Source organism: Empedobacter sp. GD03861 (assembly GCF_029840885.1).
GTDB lineage: Bacteria > Bacteroidota > Bacteroidia > Flavobacteriales > Weeksellaceae > Empedobacter > Empedobacter falsenii_B.
This window is the reverse complement of sequence record NZ_JAOCDJ010000043.1, coordinates 1-16,707: the sequence shown is the minus strand read 5'-3', so window position 1 is coordinate 16,707 and position 16,707 is coordinate 1. Positions and strand designations below refer to the sequence as shown.

Sequence of the window (16,707 nt, the reverse complement as noted above, 5' to 3'; positions counted from 1 at the left end):
TTATAAAAGTAGATTTATTTCCTGAAATCATTATTTCTAATTCATCACAAATCGAGTTGGCGCTTTCACTTCATAAAAAGGCAAACGAATTGTGTTTTATTGCGAATTCGTGCAATTTCCCTGTTTATCATCACCCAAAATGTAACGCAAAATAAAACCGAGCTAAACTCGGTTTTAATAATTTATTATATTTCTGTTATAATTTCTCTTTTAAGAATTGAGCTGTGTAGGACTCTTTTACTTTGACAATTTCTTCTGGTGTACCTTCGGCAACCAAATAACCACCTTTCTTCCCTCCTTCTGGACCAAGATCTATCACCCAATCGGCAACTTTGATAATATCCATATTATGTTCGATTACAAAAACCGAATGTCCCAAATCAATCAAAGCACGTAATGCTTTAATCAACTTCTGAATATCATGGAAATGCAGACCTGTAGAAGGCTCATCAAAAATAAACAAGGTTTTATTTGTCGTTTCTCCTTTCGTCAAGAAAAAAGCCAGCTTCACACGTTGTGCCTCTCCACCAGAAAGCGTATTCGACGATTGCCCAAGTTTTACATAACCCAAACCAACATCTTGTAATGGTTTCAGCTTTTCGACAATTTTATTTTGCTGATGAGTTGCAAAAAAGTCAATTGCTTCATCAATTGTTAGATTTAAAATATCTGAAATCGATTTTCCTTCGAATTTAACTTCTAAGATTTCTTTCTTGAAACGTTCGCCATGGCAATCTTCACAAACCAGCTCTACATCAGCCATAAACTGCATTTCGATGGTAATTGTCCCTTCTCCTTTACATGCATCACAACGTCCGCCATCTACATTAAACGAAAAATGTTTTGGTTGAAATCCCATCACTTTACTTGCTTTCTGATTGGCAAATAAATTTCGGATATCATCGTAAGCTTTTACATACGTCACAGGATTAGAACGCGAAGATTTCCCGATTGGATTTTGATCGATTAACTCAATTCCTTCCAATTGTTTCAGATCTCCAACTAACTCATCAAAATCACCGATTTTATTTCCAAAAATCTCGAAATGACGCTGAACAGCTGGTGCTAAAATATCTTTCATTAAGGTAGATTTCCCTGAACCCGAAACACCTGTAATAACGGTTAATTCGTTCAGAGGAAATTTAACATCAATATTTTTTAGATTATTTTCTCTTGCTCCAATAATTTTCAAATAATTAGGAGATTTTAGACGTTTTTTAGGAACTTCAATTTCTAATTTTCCGTTCAAATATTTAGATGTTAATGTATCACCTTTTAATAATTCATCATAGGTTCCTTCAAAAACTACTTCACCTCCATTTGTTCCTGCTTCTGGACCAATATCGATGATATAATCAGCAGCTTTCATGATATCTTCATCATGCTCTACCACAATCACTGTATTGCCTAAATCGCGTAAACGATGTAAAATTGTAATAAATTTAGCTGTATCACGCGAATGTAAACCAATCGAAGGCTCGTCTAACACATACATCGAACCAACCAAACTACTTCCCAAAGAAGTTGCTAAATTGATACGTTGCGATTCTCCTCCAGACAACGTATTCGAAGCACGATTTAGCGTTAAATATTCTAAACCAACATCTAACAAAAACGTTAAACGCGACTTAATTTCGTATATAATTCGACCCGCAATTTGCTGATCATATTCGTTAAATGTAATACTTGTAAAGAAATCATTCAACTCATTCAAAGGTAAATCAACCAAATCATTAATCGATTTAACCGCAATTTTCACGTAATTCGTTTCCTTACGCAAACGCTTTCCTTTACAAGTTGGACAAGTTGTTTTACCACGATAACGAGACAACATTACACGATATTGAATTTTGTATGTATTCTCCTCAACCATTTTGAAAAAGCCGTCCAATCCTTCCCAGTCGTTATCTCCGTGCCACAAATAGTCTTTTTGCTCTTCGGATAATTCAAAATAAGGTTTATGAATTGGAAAATCTACTTTTTGAGAAAGTTTGATAAAATGATTTTTCCACTCGCCCATTTTCTCGCCTTTCCAAGCTACAACCGCATCTTCGTAGATTGACAACGATTTATTTGGAACGACAAGATTTTCCTCAACTCCAATTACTTTCCCGTAACCTTCGCAAGTTGGACAAGCTCCATAAGGATTATTGAAACTAAAGAAATGAATAGTTGGTTCATTAAAAATCAAACCATCTGATTCAAATTTATTTGAGAAATATTTTACCGTATTATCTTCTACATTTACAATCGCTATTTCTCCTTTTCCTTCGAAAAAAGCCGTCTCGATAGAATCTGCCAAACGATGATAAAAAGATTCTTCGTCCTCTGTTGGCAAAGCGATACGATCAATGACAAGATGAATATCATTTTCGGGTTGAGGTTCAAAATTAAATGAAATTAAATCTTCAATTTTCACTTGATTTCCATCGACACTCAAACGTGTAAACCCTTGCTGTTGAAGAATATTCAAATGTTCTGCAAACGAACGCTCTTCTGGCACAACCAATTTTATTTGAAGAATAAATTTAGTTTCAGCCACAAAAGTTTTTAGATAATCAATCGCATCCGTTACCGAATCTTTTTGAACTAATTCTCCTGTAATCGGTGAATATGTTTTTCCAATTCGTGCGTACAACAACTTTAGATAATCATAGACTTCTGTCGTTGTTCCAACTGTAGAACGCGGATTTGTAGAATTTACTTTTTGCTGAATCGCTATTGCTGGCGCTATTCCTTTGATATAATCAACTTGAGGCTTATCCAATTTTCCTAAAAACTGACGTGCATAAGACGATAAACTTTCGACATAACGACGCTGACCTTCCGCATACAACGTATCAAAAGCCAAAGTAGATTTCCCAGAACCAGACATCCCAGTAATCACGACTAATTTATTTTTTGGAATCGCTAAATCAATGTTTTTTAAGTTGTGCAATTTTGCACCTTTAATCAGAATAAATTCTTTCGGATCAAGTTGATTGATATCTTTTTTCATCGTGGCACAAAGTTAAGTTATTTTAGAAAGTTAAACTTAATCGCAACAAAAATTAGTCATAAAATATAACGTATAAAAAAGAACAGATTTAGTTAAAATATAAAAGCGCATCAACATGTTGACGCGCTTTTTTCAATAAAAAAATAAAAATTTATTCCTGAAATAATAAATAATTTTCTTCGTTTAACTCTTGATATCCAACATCGTACACATAAAAAATTGTGCCATTTTTTGATTCATCTACATTTGTAATGTACTTAAAATCAAAGTTTCTCAAACTCAATTCGTTTTTATTTACCGAACGAGCTCCTTCTTCTAATAAAGTTTTTAAGATACGATTATTTTTTCTTAATCTGTTGTTAATATTTCGTACAATTTCTACTTTATCACGATTAAGATTATTATTATAAGAATTTCGACAAAAATCGTTACAAAACTTTTTGTCTTTTCGACCAAATAAAGTTTGGTTACATTGAAGACACGTATTCATAAGATAGATTTTAGGTTATTTAAATACAAATATAAAAAAAAGTTAATCAATTTACAAATACTTAACATTATACCCTTTTCTACTTTAAAACGAAAGTATTAAATATTTAGTAAATGTTTATCATCTTATTTATTATTTTTGTTTAAATTTTATTGATTTTGAAAATTCTAAATAAATTACCCGACCCTTTTATTCTGTTTTTATTCGTTGCCATTGTTGTCGCATATTTTTTCCCAGATATTAGTTTGTGGTCTTACAAGGATTTCAATCTGAATACAATAATTGATATTGGAGTTATCTTAGTATTCTTTTTTTATGGATTAAAACTTAATTGGAAAGAAGTTTTTAAAGATTTAGCAAATTGGAAAATGCATGTCTTGATTCAATCCATCACATTTATATTTTTTCCATTATTAGTCTTGTGTTTCTATCCTTTCATAAAAAATTACCCAATTTATTTTACTCTGTATGTCGCAATATTTTATTTAGCCGCGTTACCAAGTACAGTTTCTTCGTCAGTTGTAATGGTTTCTATTGCGAAAGGAAATATACCAAGTGCTATCTTTAACGCAAGTATTTCTGGACTAATAGGTATTGTTGTTACACCGCTTTGGATGAGTTTGTTTTTATCAAAAAGTAATGGTGAATTTGATTTATTAGGAACTTTTTTGGATTTAGTTCTTAAAATTATTTTACCTGTTTTTATCGGAGCTCTTCTTCAACCTTATTTAGGGTTCTTTTACAATAAATATAAAAAGCAATTCGGTAATTTAGATAAACTAACCATTGTACTTATTGTTTACAACAGTTTTAGTCATACTTTTTTGGATGGATTATTTACAAAATTAGGCGTTCTTCCGTTGTTGGCAGTTTTCATAATTGTAGTTGCGTTATTCTTTTTCTTTTTCAAACTTTCAAAATGGATTGGTAAGAAAATGAATTTTAATCGAGAAGATGATATCACAATTCAATTTTGTTCGACTAAAAAATCATTGGTTCATGGCTCGGTAATTGCAGCAGTTATTTTTACGGGAGATATCGGTATTTATTTGATTCCGGTTATGCTTTACCACACTTTTCAGTTAATTTATATCAGTTATATCGCTAATCAATATGCTAAAGAAGTTGAATAAAACTTATCGAAGTATCCTTATTTTTCTATTTCAAATTATTTTATTTTCGATACTATTTTCAATCGAAAGCGTTGATGATTTCATCGTCAATCATCTTACATTTCCAATTTCAGGATTTATTGCAAAAATTACGAATTCAGTTCATTTTCCTGTTGGAGAATTGTTTTATTTAATCATTGGAATAATCGGTTTTGTATTGATTTTTAAATTGATTCGAAGTTTTTTCAAATCGAAAGAAAAAGTTTCGCATTCAATTTATTGCATTATGATTTTTGTAAACTGTATCTATTTTATTTACACGTTTGCTTGGAGCGTGATGTACAAAAAACAAACGTTAACTATTGACAAAGAAAAAATCGTTATTCAACCTAAAATTCTGAAAGAAATCTATTGCTACGAGCTTGATAAAGCAATATCAGCAAGAAATTTAATCGAACATAATGATTCGACAACAACGATAAAATTCAAATCTAATTTAAAAGATTATAATCAAGAATTTTTTGCTTTACAACACCAAGTAAATAATGTAAAATGGTTAAAAAATTATCGATTATTAAAAGATACACAATACAAATTATCTTGGATTTCGGAAATGCAAAATTATATGGGAATTTTGGGATACTATAATCCTTTTACGGTAGAAGCAAATCTGAATCGATACAATACAAATTTGAAACAACCTGCTACACTTTTTCACGAATATGGGCATCAAATGGGATTTGCATCAGAAAGTGAAGCTAATTTTTTGGCTTATTATTTAGGTACAAAATCTAGAAATCCTGAAATTAATTATTCGTTTTATTATAAAAGTATTTATACGCTTTTAGGTGCTATTTACAAATCTGATCCGTATTTTGTGAAAATGGAATTGGATAATATGCATTCTAAAATAAAGCAAGACAGAAAAGCCGAATTAAAACATTATTTGAAATATGAAGGTGTTACGAGCGATACTTTTTCTGAGTTAAATAATCAGTTTTTGAAGGCTAATAATCAAGAAGGAACTATAAGTTATAGCAAATATGTCGAATTGATTTATTTGTTATATCAGACAAAAAAAGCAACGAATTAATCGTTGCTTTTATATTATTGTTAAAGTTCTAAATCATTTAAAATTAATTTTTCCACCAGCTAATTTTTTCTGATTACGTTGCGTTGGATTACCATAAATATCAATCACTCCTCCTGCTCTAGTTTTTGCATCTACAGATTTCTCCGCTCTCGCTTCTATTACTCCTCCTGCATTTGTTGTTAAACTTGCTGTATCAGAATTTAATGTTTTCGAATAATATTTCCCTCCAGAATTTGCAATTACAGTCTGAAATTCAGTATCACCAGTTAAAATTACTTCAGCACCAGAATTTATTTTGACTTCTAATTTTGATGTTTCGATTGGTAATTTGATAGATGAACCTTCGTTAGATGTCAAATACAATGCTTGTGATTTTACAACATCATCAGAATAAATGCGAGAACCTTGACTTGCCTGAATTTCGTATAATGATTTGTAATAAACCTTAACCGTTGCTTCTCCTCCTTGCATCAATTTGGTTCCTGTCATTTTCAATTTCAGTTCACCTTTGTTATTTTCAACTTGAACATCGCTCGCATTAACTCCATCTATTTTTACTAAGTTTTCGTTCGAAGAAATTAACTCAACCGGAATTTTATCATAAACTTTTAAGATATTAAAATCTCCAACATTTATCTCTTCTTGCGCAAACGCAAAAGTTGAACAAAATATAGCGGCTGCTGACAATACGATATTTTTCATAAAAAAAGTTTTCTAATTTGATTTGAAATTACACAAAATTTAAACCAAAAAAGAAAACTTAAGTTATTTTTAAGATATATTGTAAGAATTATTTCGCTCCTTCAGCTGTTAATTCTGCAATACGTACAATAATTTCTGTCGCTTTTTCCATAGATTCTACTGGAACATATTCGTAAGGTCCGTGGAAATTGTGACCTCCAGCAAAGATATTAGGACAAGGTAATCCCATAAAAGATAAACGAGCTCCGTCTGTACCACCACGAATTGGTTTGATATTTGGCGTAACTCCACAATCTTTCAAAGCTTGTTCTGCGATTTCAACTGATTGAAATTTCTCTTTTACTTTCTCAATCATATTAAAATATTGATCAGAAACTTCTGCTGTAATTACTTCATGATCAAAACGCTCTTGAATATCAGCAGCAATTTGTAAAAATAAAGCTTTACGCGCTTCATATTGCTCCATATCGTGGTCACGGATAATGTAAACCATTTTTGCTTCAGATACATTTCCTGTAATTTTAGCTAAATGAAAGAATCCTTCGCGACCATCAGTTAATTCAGGAACTTCGTCGTTTGGTAATTGTGCAGCAAACTCCATTGCAATATTAGATGCATTAATCATCTTATCTTTCGCATAACCTGGGTGAACAGATTTACCTTTGATTGTAACAATACCAGATGCAGCATTAAAGTTTTCGTACTCTAATTCTCCAATTTCAGAACCATCCATTGTATACCCCCATTCAGCTCCAAATTTCTCTACATTAAAAAAATCTGCTCCACGACCAACTTCTTCGTCAGGTGTAAATCCAATAGCGATACGTCCATGTTTAATTTCTGGATGAGCAATCAAATATTCTGCAGCTGTTACAATTTCAGCAACACCAGCTTTATCATCAGCACCTAATAATGTTGTACCATCAGTTGTAATGATTGTTTGACCTTTATATTGAGATAATTCAGGGAATTCGTTTGGTGATAAAATCATTGATTCGTTCAATTTGATATCTCCACCATCGTAATTTTCCCAAATTTGAGGTTGTACATTTTCTCCAGAAAAATCTGGCGATGTATCCATATGAGAAACAAAACCAATAGTAGGCACTTCGTGATCAACTGTAGAAGGAACATATCCAAAAACATACCCGTTTTCATCTATTGAAACATCTTCTAAACCGATTTGTTTTAACTCTTCAACCAAATAATTTGCTAAATCCCATTGACGGTCTGTACTTGGAAATTTATCTAAAAAAGCTTCACTTTCAGTGTAAGTTTTAACATATTTCAAAAAGCGTGTTACCAACTTTTCTCTCCATTCTGTTTGCATTGCGTTTTAATTTTTGTCAAAATTACTAAATTATCTACCTTTAAGGCGCAAATAAACCAAAAAAATGAGTGAGCTAACTTTTAAAATTATTGAATGTCCACGTGATGCGATGCAAGGACGCAAAGATTTTATACCAACTGACAAGAAAATTGATTACTTAAATCGTTTATTGACTGTTGGTTTTGAAGCGATAGATTGTGGAAGTTTTGTTTCGCCAAAAGCGATTCCACAGATGGCGGATACGAAAGAAGTTTTAGATAATATTGATAAAACCAATTCAAAATCGAAATTATCTGTTGTTGTTGCCAATAAAAGTGGCGCAATGAAAGCTGCAGAACACGAAAAAGTGGATATTATTGGATTTCCTTTTTCTATTTCAGAGAATTTTCAACAATTCAACACGAATAAAAGTCGTGAAGAAGCGTTTGAAATGGTGAAAGAAATCAACCAAATCTCAAATGATAATGGTAAACATATGTTAATTTATCTTTCGATGGCGTTTGGAAACCCTTATGGAGAAACTTGGAATGAAGAAATCGTAAAAGAATGGTCTAAAAAAATGGCGGATATCGGAATTTCTTCAATCAATTTATCAGATACAATTGGTGTTGCAGACGAAAAAACAATTGTTGATTTGTTTCAAAATTTGATTCCTCATTATCCAGAAATTGAATTTGGCGCACATTTTCATACCGTTTATACCGAATGGCATTCTAAAGTACAAGCCGCTTATGATAATGGTTGTCGTCGTTTTGATGGTGCTATAAAAGGTTTGGGCGGTTGTCCAATGTCAAAAAGTGATATGGTCGGAAATATGCCAACCGAAAAGTTAATTAGTTTCGCAAATGAGCACAAAGAAAAACATGGTTTGAATCTTTTTGATTTCGAATCTGCTTGGAATGTTTCTTTGCGTACATTTGGCTTAGTTTAATCTTAACAATAAACTAAAAAATCAATTCTTTTGTTAAAGGAAATTAAAATATGTTGGACTTTAACAAAAAAAGTTAAATTTGCTCATCGGTAAGTTTTTTTATCGAGCTTAGAATATTAAAATGAAATTAAAGTATATGAAATTTAAATCGAGTATGATGTTGCTAATTGCAGCATTATTTACGGTAAATACTTTTGCACAAACAGCAAAACCAACACCAAAACGTCTTGCTAAAGTAGATGGTATAGCTGCTGTTGTCGGAGATCAGATTGTTTTAGAGTCTGATGTAGATCGAGATTATTTAATGTCAAAACAACAAGGGATGCAAGTCGAAGACAAATGTGATTTCCTAAACGACATTATGTTAGACAAAATGTTGGTTGATCGTGCAAAACAAGATACTTTAATCAAAGTGACACAAGATGAGGTAACTCGTCAATTAAATAGCCAAATCGAAGGTTGGATTGCTCAAGCTGGAGGAGAAAAACAAATTTTAGACTATTTCGGATTCCGTACAATGGCGGAAATGAAAAACGAAACTAAATATATCGTTGAAGATAATATTTATGCGCGTAACAAAAGAGAAATGGTTGTAAAAGGTGCTGATGCAACACCAGAAGAAGTTCGTATGTTTTTCGAAAAACACCAAGGTGAATTACCAGACGTGAAAGACGAAGTTTCGATTAGCCATATTGTAACTTATCCTGAAGTTTCACAAGAAAATCAACAAAAGATTATCGATCAATTAAAAGAAATCAAAAAAGAAATTGAAGAAGGTGCCTCTTTTGCAACGAAAGCAATTTTATATTCAGAAGATCCAGGTTCCGCAAGTAACGGAGGTGAATACAAAAAAGTTTCTCGTGGTAAAATGGTAAAAGAGTTTGATGCGGTTGCGTTTAACTTACAAGAAGGTGAAATTTCTGATCCATTCAAAACTGATTTTGGATATCATATTATTAAGTTAGAAAAACGTCGTGGACAAGAATTAGATTTGCGTCATATCTTGATTACGTTGAAACCAACGGAAGAAGAAATAAAAAAGGCTTATAATAAATTAGATTCGATTCGAGTTTTAATTAACGACGGAAAAATGACATTTAAAGATGCTGCATTAAGATTTTCTGATGATAAATACACAAAATTTAACTCAGGAAATATCATGAACCAAAATTCTGGTGACGATCGTTTCGAGAAAATGGCTTTGCCTCTACCAATGTTTACAGCAATTGCAACATTGAATGAAGGAGATATTTCTCAAGTTTTCGAAGATGATTTTGATAACAGAAAAGCTTTAAGAATCTTAAAAATCAATAAATTTTATCCAGAGCATAAAATCAATTATCAAGATGATTACTATAGAATTCAGAAATTTGCGGTTCAAGATAAAGAACGTACATTGTTGATGGATTGGGTAAAACGTCAAGTTGGTGATGCTTACATTAAAATTGGAAAAGAATACCAAAGTTGTAATTTCCCGATCGATTGGGAAAAGAAAAACCAAAAATAATAAAACAAAAAACCTCGAGAAATTCTCGAGGTTTTTTTATGTCTTAAAAATAAATAATCTTATTTCGCAATCGGAACTTGAGAAGGCCAAATTAACTTACTTGGATCAAATCCTACTTTCTTTGCCGAATCAAAAAATCTGTCTTTTACCTTATCCGAAATCTCTTTCTTACGCGATAGAATCCATAACTTTTTATAATCTTCACTTGCAACTAATACATTATTGTAATCTTTATCAAAATCGATTACATATAATTTTTTTGCTAAAATTGGTAAAAACGTTGTCGAGAACAACCCAACATTTTCGATATCTTGTGCTGCAATTCCTTCAATCTTTTCCCACCCTTTTTTCTTCGCATTGTAGCCGCGCACAATCACTTCCAATTGCCCATTTTCTTCGTTCAAATTAAAACGATGCGTCACATTTGTTTGTCCTTTTTGTGCTTTATTTTCCAAACGTGCAATCTCGTACCAACGCCCTAAAAATCCACCTAAATCAAAATTTTGAGCAGGTTTGTATTTTACATTTTTCTTATTGTGATTAACGATATATGCTGTTGTCCCTAACGCCAATGCTGCAAGGGCTAATTTCTTAAAATTCATTTTACTAAAACTTAGGTTGCAAATGTATCAATAATATTAAAGTTGAAAAAATATGATTTTACATTTTGAATTAATTAAAGTTTTATTTAATTTTATTAAAACTAATTTTAATATTATTTAATCAAATGAAAAAACTTCCTGTTATATGCCCCAGCTGTGCCGAAGAATTAGCGGTCGAAAAATTAATTTGCAACCATTGCGAAACACAAGTTGTAGGAAACTATGAACTTCCTTTATTTCTGAAACTTACAAATGAAGAACAAGCATTTATTATGCAATTCTTTGTCAACTCAGGAAGTTTAAAAGACATGGCGAAAGAATTTGAAGTCAGCTATCCAACCATGCGAAATAAAGTAGATGATTTGATTAATAAAATAAAAACAATGTCTGATGAATAAAGAATTTTCAGCATCGATGTCGCTTTTTTTCAAGGTTACAACTACAATTTTAATCATATTAATAATCTTAATTGGAGGAATATTGTTTAAAGAAACAGAAGTATATGTTGCGGTGATTTATGCAATCATTATTTATCCATTGTTTGCGTATTATTATTTAATCTCATTAAATAAAATTAAAGTTGATTTGAATAATATTTATTTTATTTCAAAAATTAAAACGAATATTATTCCGATAAATGAAGTAAAAATTATTACAAGAAAATCTCAAAATAATTTGATAATTGTTGGATGCAGAGGATTTATGGGATTGATAGGAAGATCTATGGACAATTACAGATGCAATATAAAAAATCGCACAAAACTTGTTGCTATTGAATTAGAAAATGTAAAATATTTGGTAAGCTGCGACAAACCTGATGAATTTGTTAACACAATAAATACACTAAAAAATGATAAAGAAACTCCTTAATCCATTTGCATATTTCGATGAAAAAATACTGTTCATTATTGGGCTATTTTCGCATTTCTTTTTCACTTATATCGCCAAAATTACAGAATCTTTTTTTCCTGATTTTTTAAGCATCAAGAAAAATGGAATTCCTTATTCTTATCTCGATTTGTTGTATCAAAATACGAAAAATCTAGCGATTGCTATTCTCCTATTTTATATTTTAGGAAAAAACATCAATAACAGAACACGAATTATAGACATTGTAAACGTTGTTTTAATCTCTAGAATAGCCTATTACATTGTATTTATTACCGATTTTATTCCAATTGTAAACAAAAGCATGGACAAAGTTCTAAAAGGAATTATAACAAATAATCTCGAAGTTTTACATGAAGCCCCAACAATGATTGTACTTGTAATTGTAGCTTTTATTGCGATATTTTTCTTGTGTGTAATGCTCTATTATTTATACATCGGTTTCAAAACGGTTACAAACATGAAAAATACAAAACAAGTTTTTGCTTTCATTGCTGTCTTGTTATTCATCATTGTTTCAACTTCAATATTATCATTATTAATACCACAAAAAATATGAAAAAAGTTTTATTTTTCTTTATACTTATTTGTTCTACAGTTTTTGGTCAATCAAAAAATGATTTCACAGAATCAGATATTCAACTTAACAAAAATCAAATTAAATTATTTGGAACATTATGTTTACCTCAAAATGCAAAATCTAAAATACCAATTGTTTTATTAATTTCTGGTTCTGGACCAACAGATAGCAATGTCAAACAAATAAATTAACAAAAAAAGCTCTGATTTTCAGAGCTTTTTTTATGGCTTTTCAAAATCTAATGTGGCAGTTTCATTTTCTTTTTAATACATCCTTTTAGACAATGTAGTATCTTTGGGATAAAGTTGCTAAGAACATGAAGTGGTCGGGTTTTAAAAAAGGGATTTTAATTAGCTTTGTGGTAAGTGCTTTAGCCATAGCCCCCAGAATTATTCGCTTAAACAAAGATGATCTGCATTATTTGCTGAATCATTTCCTGTATCTTTTTGTGTTGACTTTATTGTATTGGGTATTAAGTCAGTTCTTTGTTTACAAAAAACAAAAAATAGTTTTATACACCGCTGCTTTTCTCTTCTTATCAGGATTACTTTCTATTTTTTACCAGTTGTTCTTAGAGGTTTTTTTTGGCGATTTTAAAATTTTATATTCTGATTTTCCTTTGATACGTGATTTGAATGAGAAAAGGCAAATCCTGATGCTGTTTTTCAGAGGGATTCTTTTTAGCGCAATTATCTATTTTATTGTGTTTTATTTGAATTTACTTTACGAAAAACAACATGTTTTAACCGAAATAGAACAGCTTAAGAAAGAAAAACTGGAAGCTCAGTTAGATTCGTTAAAACAACAAATTAGTCCGCATTTTTTGTTTAATTCATTGAGTACACTTCGAACAATGGTTACCGATGAAAGCTCAAAAGTATATATCAATAAATTATCCAATGTGTATCGTTATTTACTGAGTTTGAGCGATTCTAATTTAACATCTTTACAAGCTGAACTCGATTTTATTGAATCATATTTACACATTGTAAAAGAGCGATTTGAAGAAGCTATTCAAGTTTCGATCCATGTTTCACCAGAAGCGCTGTCAAAACAAGTTCCGCCATTGGTACTTCAGCTTTTGATTGAAAATGCGATTAAACACAATGTCATTTCTTTTGAAGATCCGTTATACATTGAAATTTTTGACAAAGACCGATTTTTATTCGTTCGAAATAATTACCATCCTAAATCTTCTGTAGAAAAAAGTACAGGAAAAGGATTGAAAAATATTGAAAAGCGTTACGAATATTTATCGGAACAGGAAATAAAAATTGAGGTAAGCGAAGCTTTTTTCACTGTTAAATTGCCTTTGTTATGAAAGAGAAAAGTTATTTGTTATACGTTTTGTTCATGGCAGCTCGTTATTTCTTTTTTTCAGGAATGACGTTTCTATTGTTTTATGTTATTTTCAGAAAAAACGTGGTGCAACTTAAAATCCAAAAGTTGTTTCCTAAAGATAAAGATTATAAAAGAGAAATTCAATATTCTATTTTGACCATGTTTATTTTTGCGGGATTTGCGTATCTGTTATCCGCAACTTCTTTTTGGCAATACACCAGAATATATCGCGATTTCAATGAGCACAGCATTGGCTATTTTATTTTTAGTGTAGTATTGGCTATTCTGATTCATGATACCTATTTTTATTGGATGCACCGATTAATGCATCATCCTAAAGTATTTAAATATGTGCATTTGGTTCATCATAAATCGACCAATCCAAGTCCGTTTACTTCCTATTCATTTCATCCGTTTGAAGCTGTAGTTGAAGCAGCGGTTATCTTGGTTATCGTATTTCTTATTCCAATACACAAATTTGCTATAGGATTGTTTCTGTTGTTTATGATTGTATTCAACATTTACGGGCATTTGGGATACGAAATTTTTCCAAAATGGCTGCTTCAGTCATCCATTGGTAAATGGTTCAATACATCGTTAAATCACAATATGCATCATAAATATTTCAATGATAATTATGGATTATACTTTCGTTTTTGGGACGAATGGTGTGGAACAACACATCCCGATTATCAGAAAAAAATGAATCAAATGTTACACCAAAAATCATGAGATGCTAACAGTTTTAATTATTGAAGACGAAATAAAAACGGCTCGTGAATTAAAAAAGAATATTGAGCAATCTATTGAAGAAGTTACCGTTTTGGAAATAGTAGCTTCCATCAAAAGTGCTGTTCGTTGGTTAAAAGAAAACAATCATCCGGATATTATTTTTTCAGATATTCAGCTAGCTGACGGATTGAGTTTTGAAATCTTTAAACAAGTAGAAGTACAATCGCCTATTGTCTTCTGTACAGCCTATGATGAATATGCAATTGAAGCTTTTAAAACGAGTGGTATTGATTATTTATTGAAACCGGTAGACGAAATTAAATTACAGCAAAGTATTCAGAAATATCAGAGCTTAAAAAAAACACTCGCCTCAAAAGAAGAAATGACCAATTATGGAAACATTCAGTCATTTGTTAATGCAGTTGCTGAAAATCAGTATAAAAAAACAGTTTTAGTTCACTATCAAGAAAAAATAATTCCGTTAACAACAGAACAAATTGCCTATATCCACTATGAATTAGGTAATGTTTACATTATGACTTTCGATAAAAAACGCTATTTTATCAATCAAACTTTAGACGAATACGAAAACCTTTTGCATCCCGATCAGTTTTTTAGAGCAAACCGTCAGTTTATTGTAAACCGTTCGGCCATTCAATCCTTAGAAAATTATTTTTCCAGACGGATGTTATTACGATTACAATTGCCAGTTTCTCAGGAAATTATTGTGAGTAAAACCAAATCTCCATTACTTATAAAATGGATTGAGAAATTTTAAAATTCGTTCTGTGCGGTTCATTTTATAATTTGTCCTTTTCATTGCTGAAATTTAAAAGACAAGAATAGTAAGAGCTACTTTTGAGTAAGAAATTTAAAAAAAATATAAAAATGAAAAATGTACTATTGTTACTTTCGGTGTTCTTTGTAAGCATTGGAACTTTTGCACAAGAAAAAACAACAGAAGAAAAGGCTACTGTGTTAACAGAAAGAATGAAGGAACAAATTGGGTTTAGCGATGAAACTAAAGAAAAAGTTCAGAGCGTCAACTTAGATTTTGTAAAAAAGACAGAAGAAATAAAAGCAGGAAGCTCTAGTAAACTGACTAAAGTTAAGGAATTAAAAACTGCTGATGAAGAACGAGATGCCAAGTTGAAAGAAGTCTTAACCGAAGAAGAATATAAGAAGTTCAAAGACAAAAAGACGGATAACAGAAAAGAAATGAAAGAGCGTTTTATAGCGAATCGAAGTAAATAAGTTTAGTTAGTAAACACCTTGTTTAAAAAGCAAGGTGTTTTTCAGTTTTTAAATCCAGTAGTAATGAGAGTAATTATCATTTTTATTGCATTTTTGTTCTTAGGTTTCGGTTCTGGTAATTTAGATGCTATCATCGGACAATGGGAAAATCCTGATGGAACTAGAAGAGTCGAGATTTTTAAAAGTAAAGACTGTTATTTGGGGAAAATTGTATGGTTAAAAGTTAAAGAGCCTAAAGCAAAACCAGGAGACATCATTTTTAAAGATATTCAATTTAAAAACCCGCATTGGAATGGTAAAATCACACTGCCAACAGAGAGCCGGATTTTTGATATGGAGCTTCGGTTAGTCTCTGAAAATAAATTAGAAATAAAAGCTTCTTATAAAAATATGAGTCGCAAAAAAGTTTGGAAGCGAGTATTTTAGACTTGTTTTTTAGGCGAAAAATAGTATATTTGTTAGTAAAGTTTTAGCCATGAAAAATTCTACTTTTTTAAGACCAAGTTTAGTTGTCATTGGGATTGCATCTATTCGCTATGACAAAAGAGGAATCGGAGAAAGTTCTATTGCTAATTTGGACGAGTCTAAACTTACATTTGATGATTACGTTGAGGACGCAAGGAATTGGATAACTTTCATAAAAAAAGATAAAAGATTTGGTTCTATTTCAATAGCTGGACACAGCGAAGGTTCATTAATTGGAATGCTTGCATCTTCAAAAAATATCGACAAATTCATCTCGATTTCTGGTGCAGGAGAATCTATTGACCAAATACTTAAGAAACAATTAAATCTACTTCCTGAACAATTAAAAACCGAATCGTATGCTATTATAGATTCTTTGAAAAATGGAAATACTGTAAATAATATTAATCCTAATTTATCTTCATTATTTCGTAAAAGTGTACAACCTTATTTAATTTCTTGGATTAAATATAATCCTGTAAATGAAATCAATAAATTAACTATTCCTTTTTTAGTGATTCAAGGTGATATGGATATTCAAGTTGATACGGAGAACGCTAAAAACCTATCTCCTAAATCTGCTGTTATTATCAAAGGGATGAATCACGTTTTAAAAAATGTTACTTCAAAAGATGATTTATCTTCTTACAACAACCCAGAACTTCCAATAAATATAGAATTA

19 protein-coding genes and 1 pseudogene are annotated in these 16,707 nt (G+C 31.0%); 15 read left to right on the top strand and 5 right to left on the bottom strand.

Going from position 1 to position 16,707, the window contains the following annotated elements:
- Positions 1-155 (top strand): annotated as a pseudogene (locus tag N5D03_RS13275) (osmotically inducible protein OsmC); the annotation flags it as partial.
- A 41-nt stretch (positions 156-196) separates the two neighbouring features.
- On the opposite strand, the gene uvrA reads toward N5D03_RS13275, so the two are convergent.
- Together uvrA and N5D03_RS13265 are read right to left on the bottom strand one after the other, a co-directional pair.
- Positions 197-2,998 carry an excinuclease ABC subunit UvrA gene (gene uvrA / locus N5D03_RS13270; protein WP_280051926.1) on the bottom strand — a complete coding sequence of 934 codons (2,802 nt, stop codon included), beginning with the start codon at positions 2,996-2,998 and terminating at the stop codon, positions 197-199.
- Between the two features lie 151 nt (positions 2,999-3,149).
- Complete coding sequence (locus tag N5D03_RS13265; protein ID WP_038331633.1) at positions 3,150-3,488, bottom strand: hypothetical protein; 339 nt, start codon at positions 3,486-3,488, stop codon at positions 3,150-3,152.
- A 158-nt stretch (positions 3,489-3,646) separates the two neighbouring features.
- On the opposite strand from N5D03_RS13265, the gene N5D03_RS13260 reads away from it, so the two are divergent.
- Together N5D03_RS13260 and N5D03_RS13255 are read left to right on the top strand one after the other, a co-directional pair.
- Entirely contained in the window at positions 3,647-4,621 is a 975-nt protein-coding gene (locus tag N5D03_RS13260) for a bile acid:sodium symporter family protein (RefSeq protein ID WP_115002064.1), read from the top strand.
- A complete protein-coding gene (locus tag N5D03_RS13255) occupies positions 4,602-5,693 on the top strand; it encodes a DUF3810 family protein (protein WP_280051924.1) in 1,092 nt (363 codons plus the stop codon). Before N5D03_RS13260 ends, N5D03_RS13255 begins: the two co-directional genes overlap by 20 nt.
- Positions 5,694-5,726: 33 nt before the next feature.
- Here N5D03_RS13255 and N5D03_RS13250 read toward each other — a convergent pair whose 3' ends face one another.
- Positions 5,727-6,395, bottom strand: coding sequence for a head GIN domain-containing protein (locus tag N5D03_RS13250; RefSeq protein ID WP_038331627.1), 669 nt, complete (start codon positions 6,393-6,395; stop codon positions 5,727-5,729).
- 88 nt (positions 6,396-6,483) lie between these two features.
- Positions 6,484-7,725, bottom strand: a complete 1,242-nt coding sequence (gene pepT / locus N5D03_RS13245; protein WP_115000674.1) for a peptidase T — start codon at positions 7,723-7,725, stop codon at positions 6,484-6,486.
- 64 nt (positions 7,726-7,789) lie between these two features.
- On the opposite strand from pepT, the gene N5D03_RS13240 reads away from it, so the two are divergent.
- Together N5D03_RS13240 and N5D03_RS13235 are read left to right on the top strand one after the other, a co-directional pair.
- Positions 7,790-8,656 carry a hydroxymethylglutaryl-CoA lyase gene (locus N5D03_RS13240; RefSeq protein WP_125350348.1) on the top strand — a complete coding sequence of 289 codons (867 nt, stop codon included), beginning with the start codon at positions 7,790-7,792 and terminating at the stop codon, positions 8,654-8,656.
- A gap of 136 nt (positions 8,657-8,792) precedes the next feature.
- On the top strand, positions 8,793-10,163 hold the full coding sequence (locus tag N5D03_RS13235) for a peptidylprolyl isomerase (protein ID WP_244958045.1): 1,371 nt from the start codon (positions 8,793-8,795) through the stop codon (positions 10,161-10,163).
- A 59-nt stretch (positions 10,164-10,222) separates the two neighbouring features.
- Here N5D03_RS13235 and N5D03_RS13230 read toward each other — a convergent pair whose 3' ends face one another.
- Entirely contained in the window at positions 10,223-10,765 is a 543-nt protein-coding gene (locus tag N5D03_RS13230) for a lipocalin family protein (RefSeq protein WP_219034590.1), read from the bottom strand.
- Between the two features lie 125 nt (positions 10,766-10,890).
- On the opposite strand from N5D03_RS13230, the gene N5D03_RS13225 reads away from it, so the two are divergent.
- The 10 genes from N5D03_RS13225 to N5D03_RS13180 form a co-directional block, all read left to right on the top strand.
- Complete coding sequence (locus N5D03_RS13225) at positions 10,891-11,163, top strand: DUF2089 family protein (protein ID WP_038331614.1); 273 nt, start codon at positions 10,891-10,893, stop codon at positions 11,161-11,163.
- A complete protein-coding gene (locus N5D03_RS13220; protein WP_038331612.1) occupies positions 11,156-11,635 on the top strand; it encodes a PH domain-containing protein in 480 nt (159 codons plus the stop codon). The genes N5D03_RS13225 and N5D03_RS13220 overlap by 8 nt, the downstream gene beginning before the upstream one ends.
- Positions 11,616-12,212, top strand: coding sequence for a hypothetical protein (locus N5D03_RS13215; RefSeq protein ID WP_280051921.1), 597 nt, complete (start codon positions 11,616-11,618; stop codon positions 12,210-12,212). Before N5D03_RS13220 ends, N5D03_RS13215 begins: the two co-directional genes overlap by 20 nt.
- A complete protein-coding gene (locus tag N5D03_RS13210) occupies positions 12,209-12,424 on the top strand; it encodes a hypothetical protein (RefSeq protein ID WP_280051920.1) in 216 nt (71 codons plus the stop codon). The genes N5D03_RS13215 and N5D03_RS13210 overlap by 4 nt, the downstream gene beginning before the upstream one ends.
- A 464-nt stretch (positions 12,425-12,888) precedes the next feature.
- Positions 12,889-13,554 (top strand): histidine kinase, encoded by a 666-nt coding sequence (locus tag N5D03_RS13205; protein ID WP_280051918.1) that lies wholly within the window; start codon positions 12,889-12,891, stop codon positions 13,552-13,554.
- Positions 13,551-14,306, top strand: coding sequence for a sterol desaturase family protein (locus tag N5D03_RS13200; RefSeq protein ID WP_280051917.1), 756 nt, complete (start codon positions 13,551-13,553; stop codon positions 14,304-14,306). Before N5D03_RS13205 ends, N5D03_RS13200 begins: the two co-directional genes overlap by 4 nt.
- Before the next feature lies 1 nt (position 14,307).
- The gene (locus N5D03_RS13195) at positions 14,308-15,084 is read left to right on the top strand and encodes a LytTR family DNA-binding domain-containing protein (RefSeq protein WP_280051916.1); all 777 of its coding nucleotides are present in this window, start codon (positions 14,308-14,310) and stop codon (positions 15,082-15,084) included.
- Between the two features lie 110 nt (positions 15,085-15,194).
- The gene (locus N5D03_RS13190) at positions 15,195-15,560 is read left to right on the top strand and encodes a hypothetical protein (RefSeq protein ID WP_280051914.1); all 366 of its coding nucleotides are present in this window, start codon (positions 15,195-15,197) and stop codon (positions 15,558-15,560) included.
- Between the two features lie 63 nt (positions 15,561-15,623).
- Positions 15,624-15,986, top strand: coding sequence for a DUF2147 domain-containing protein (locus N5D03_RS13185; RefSeq protein WP_280037574.1), 363 nt, complete (start codon positions 15,624-15,626; stop codon positions 15,984-15,986).
- Between the two features lie 49 nt (positions 15,987-16,035).
- The coding region (locus tag N5D03_RS13180) for an alpha/beta hydrolase (protein WP_280051912.1) at positions 16,036-16,707 on the top strand (672 nt) is incomplete at its 3' end.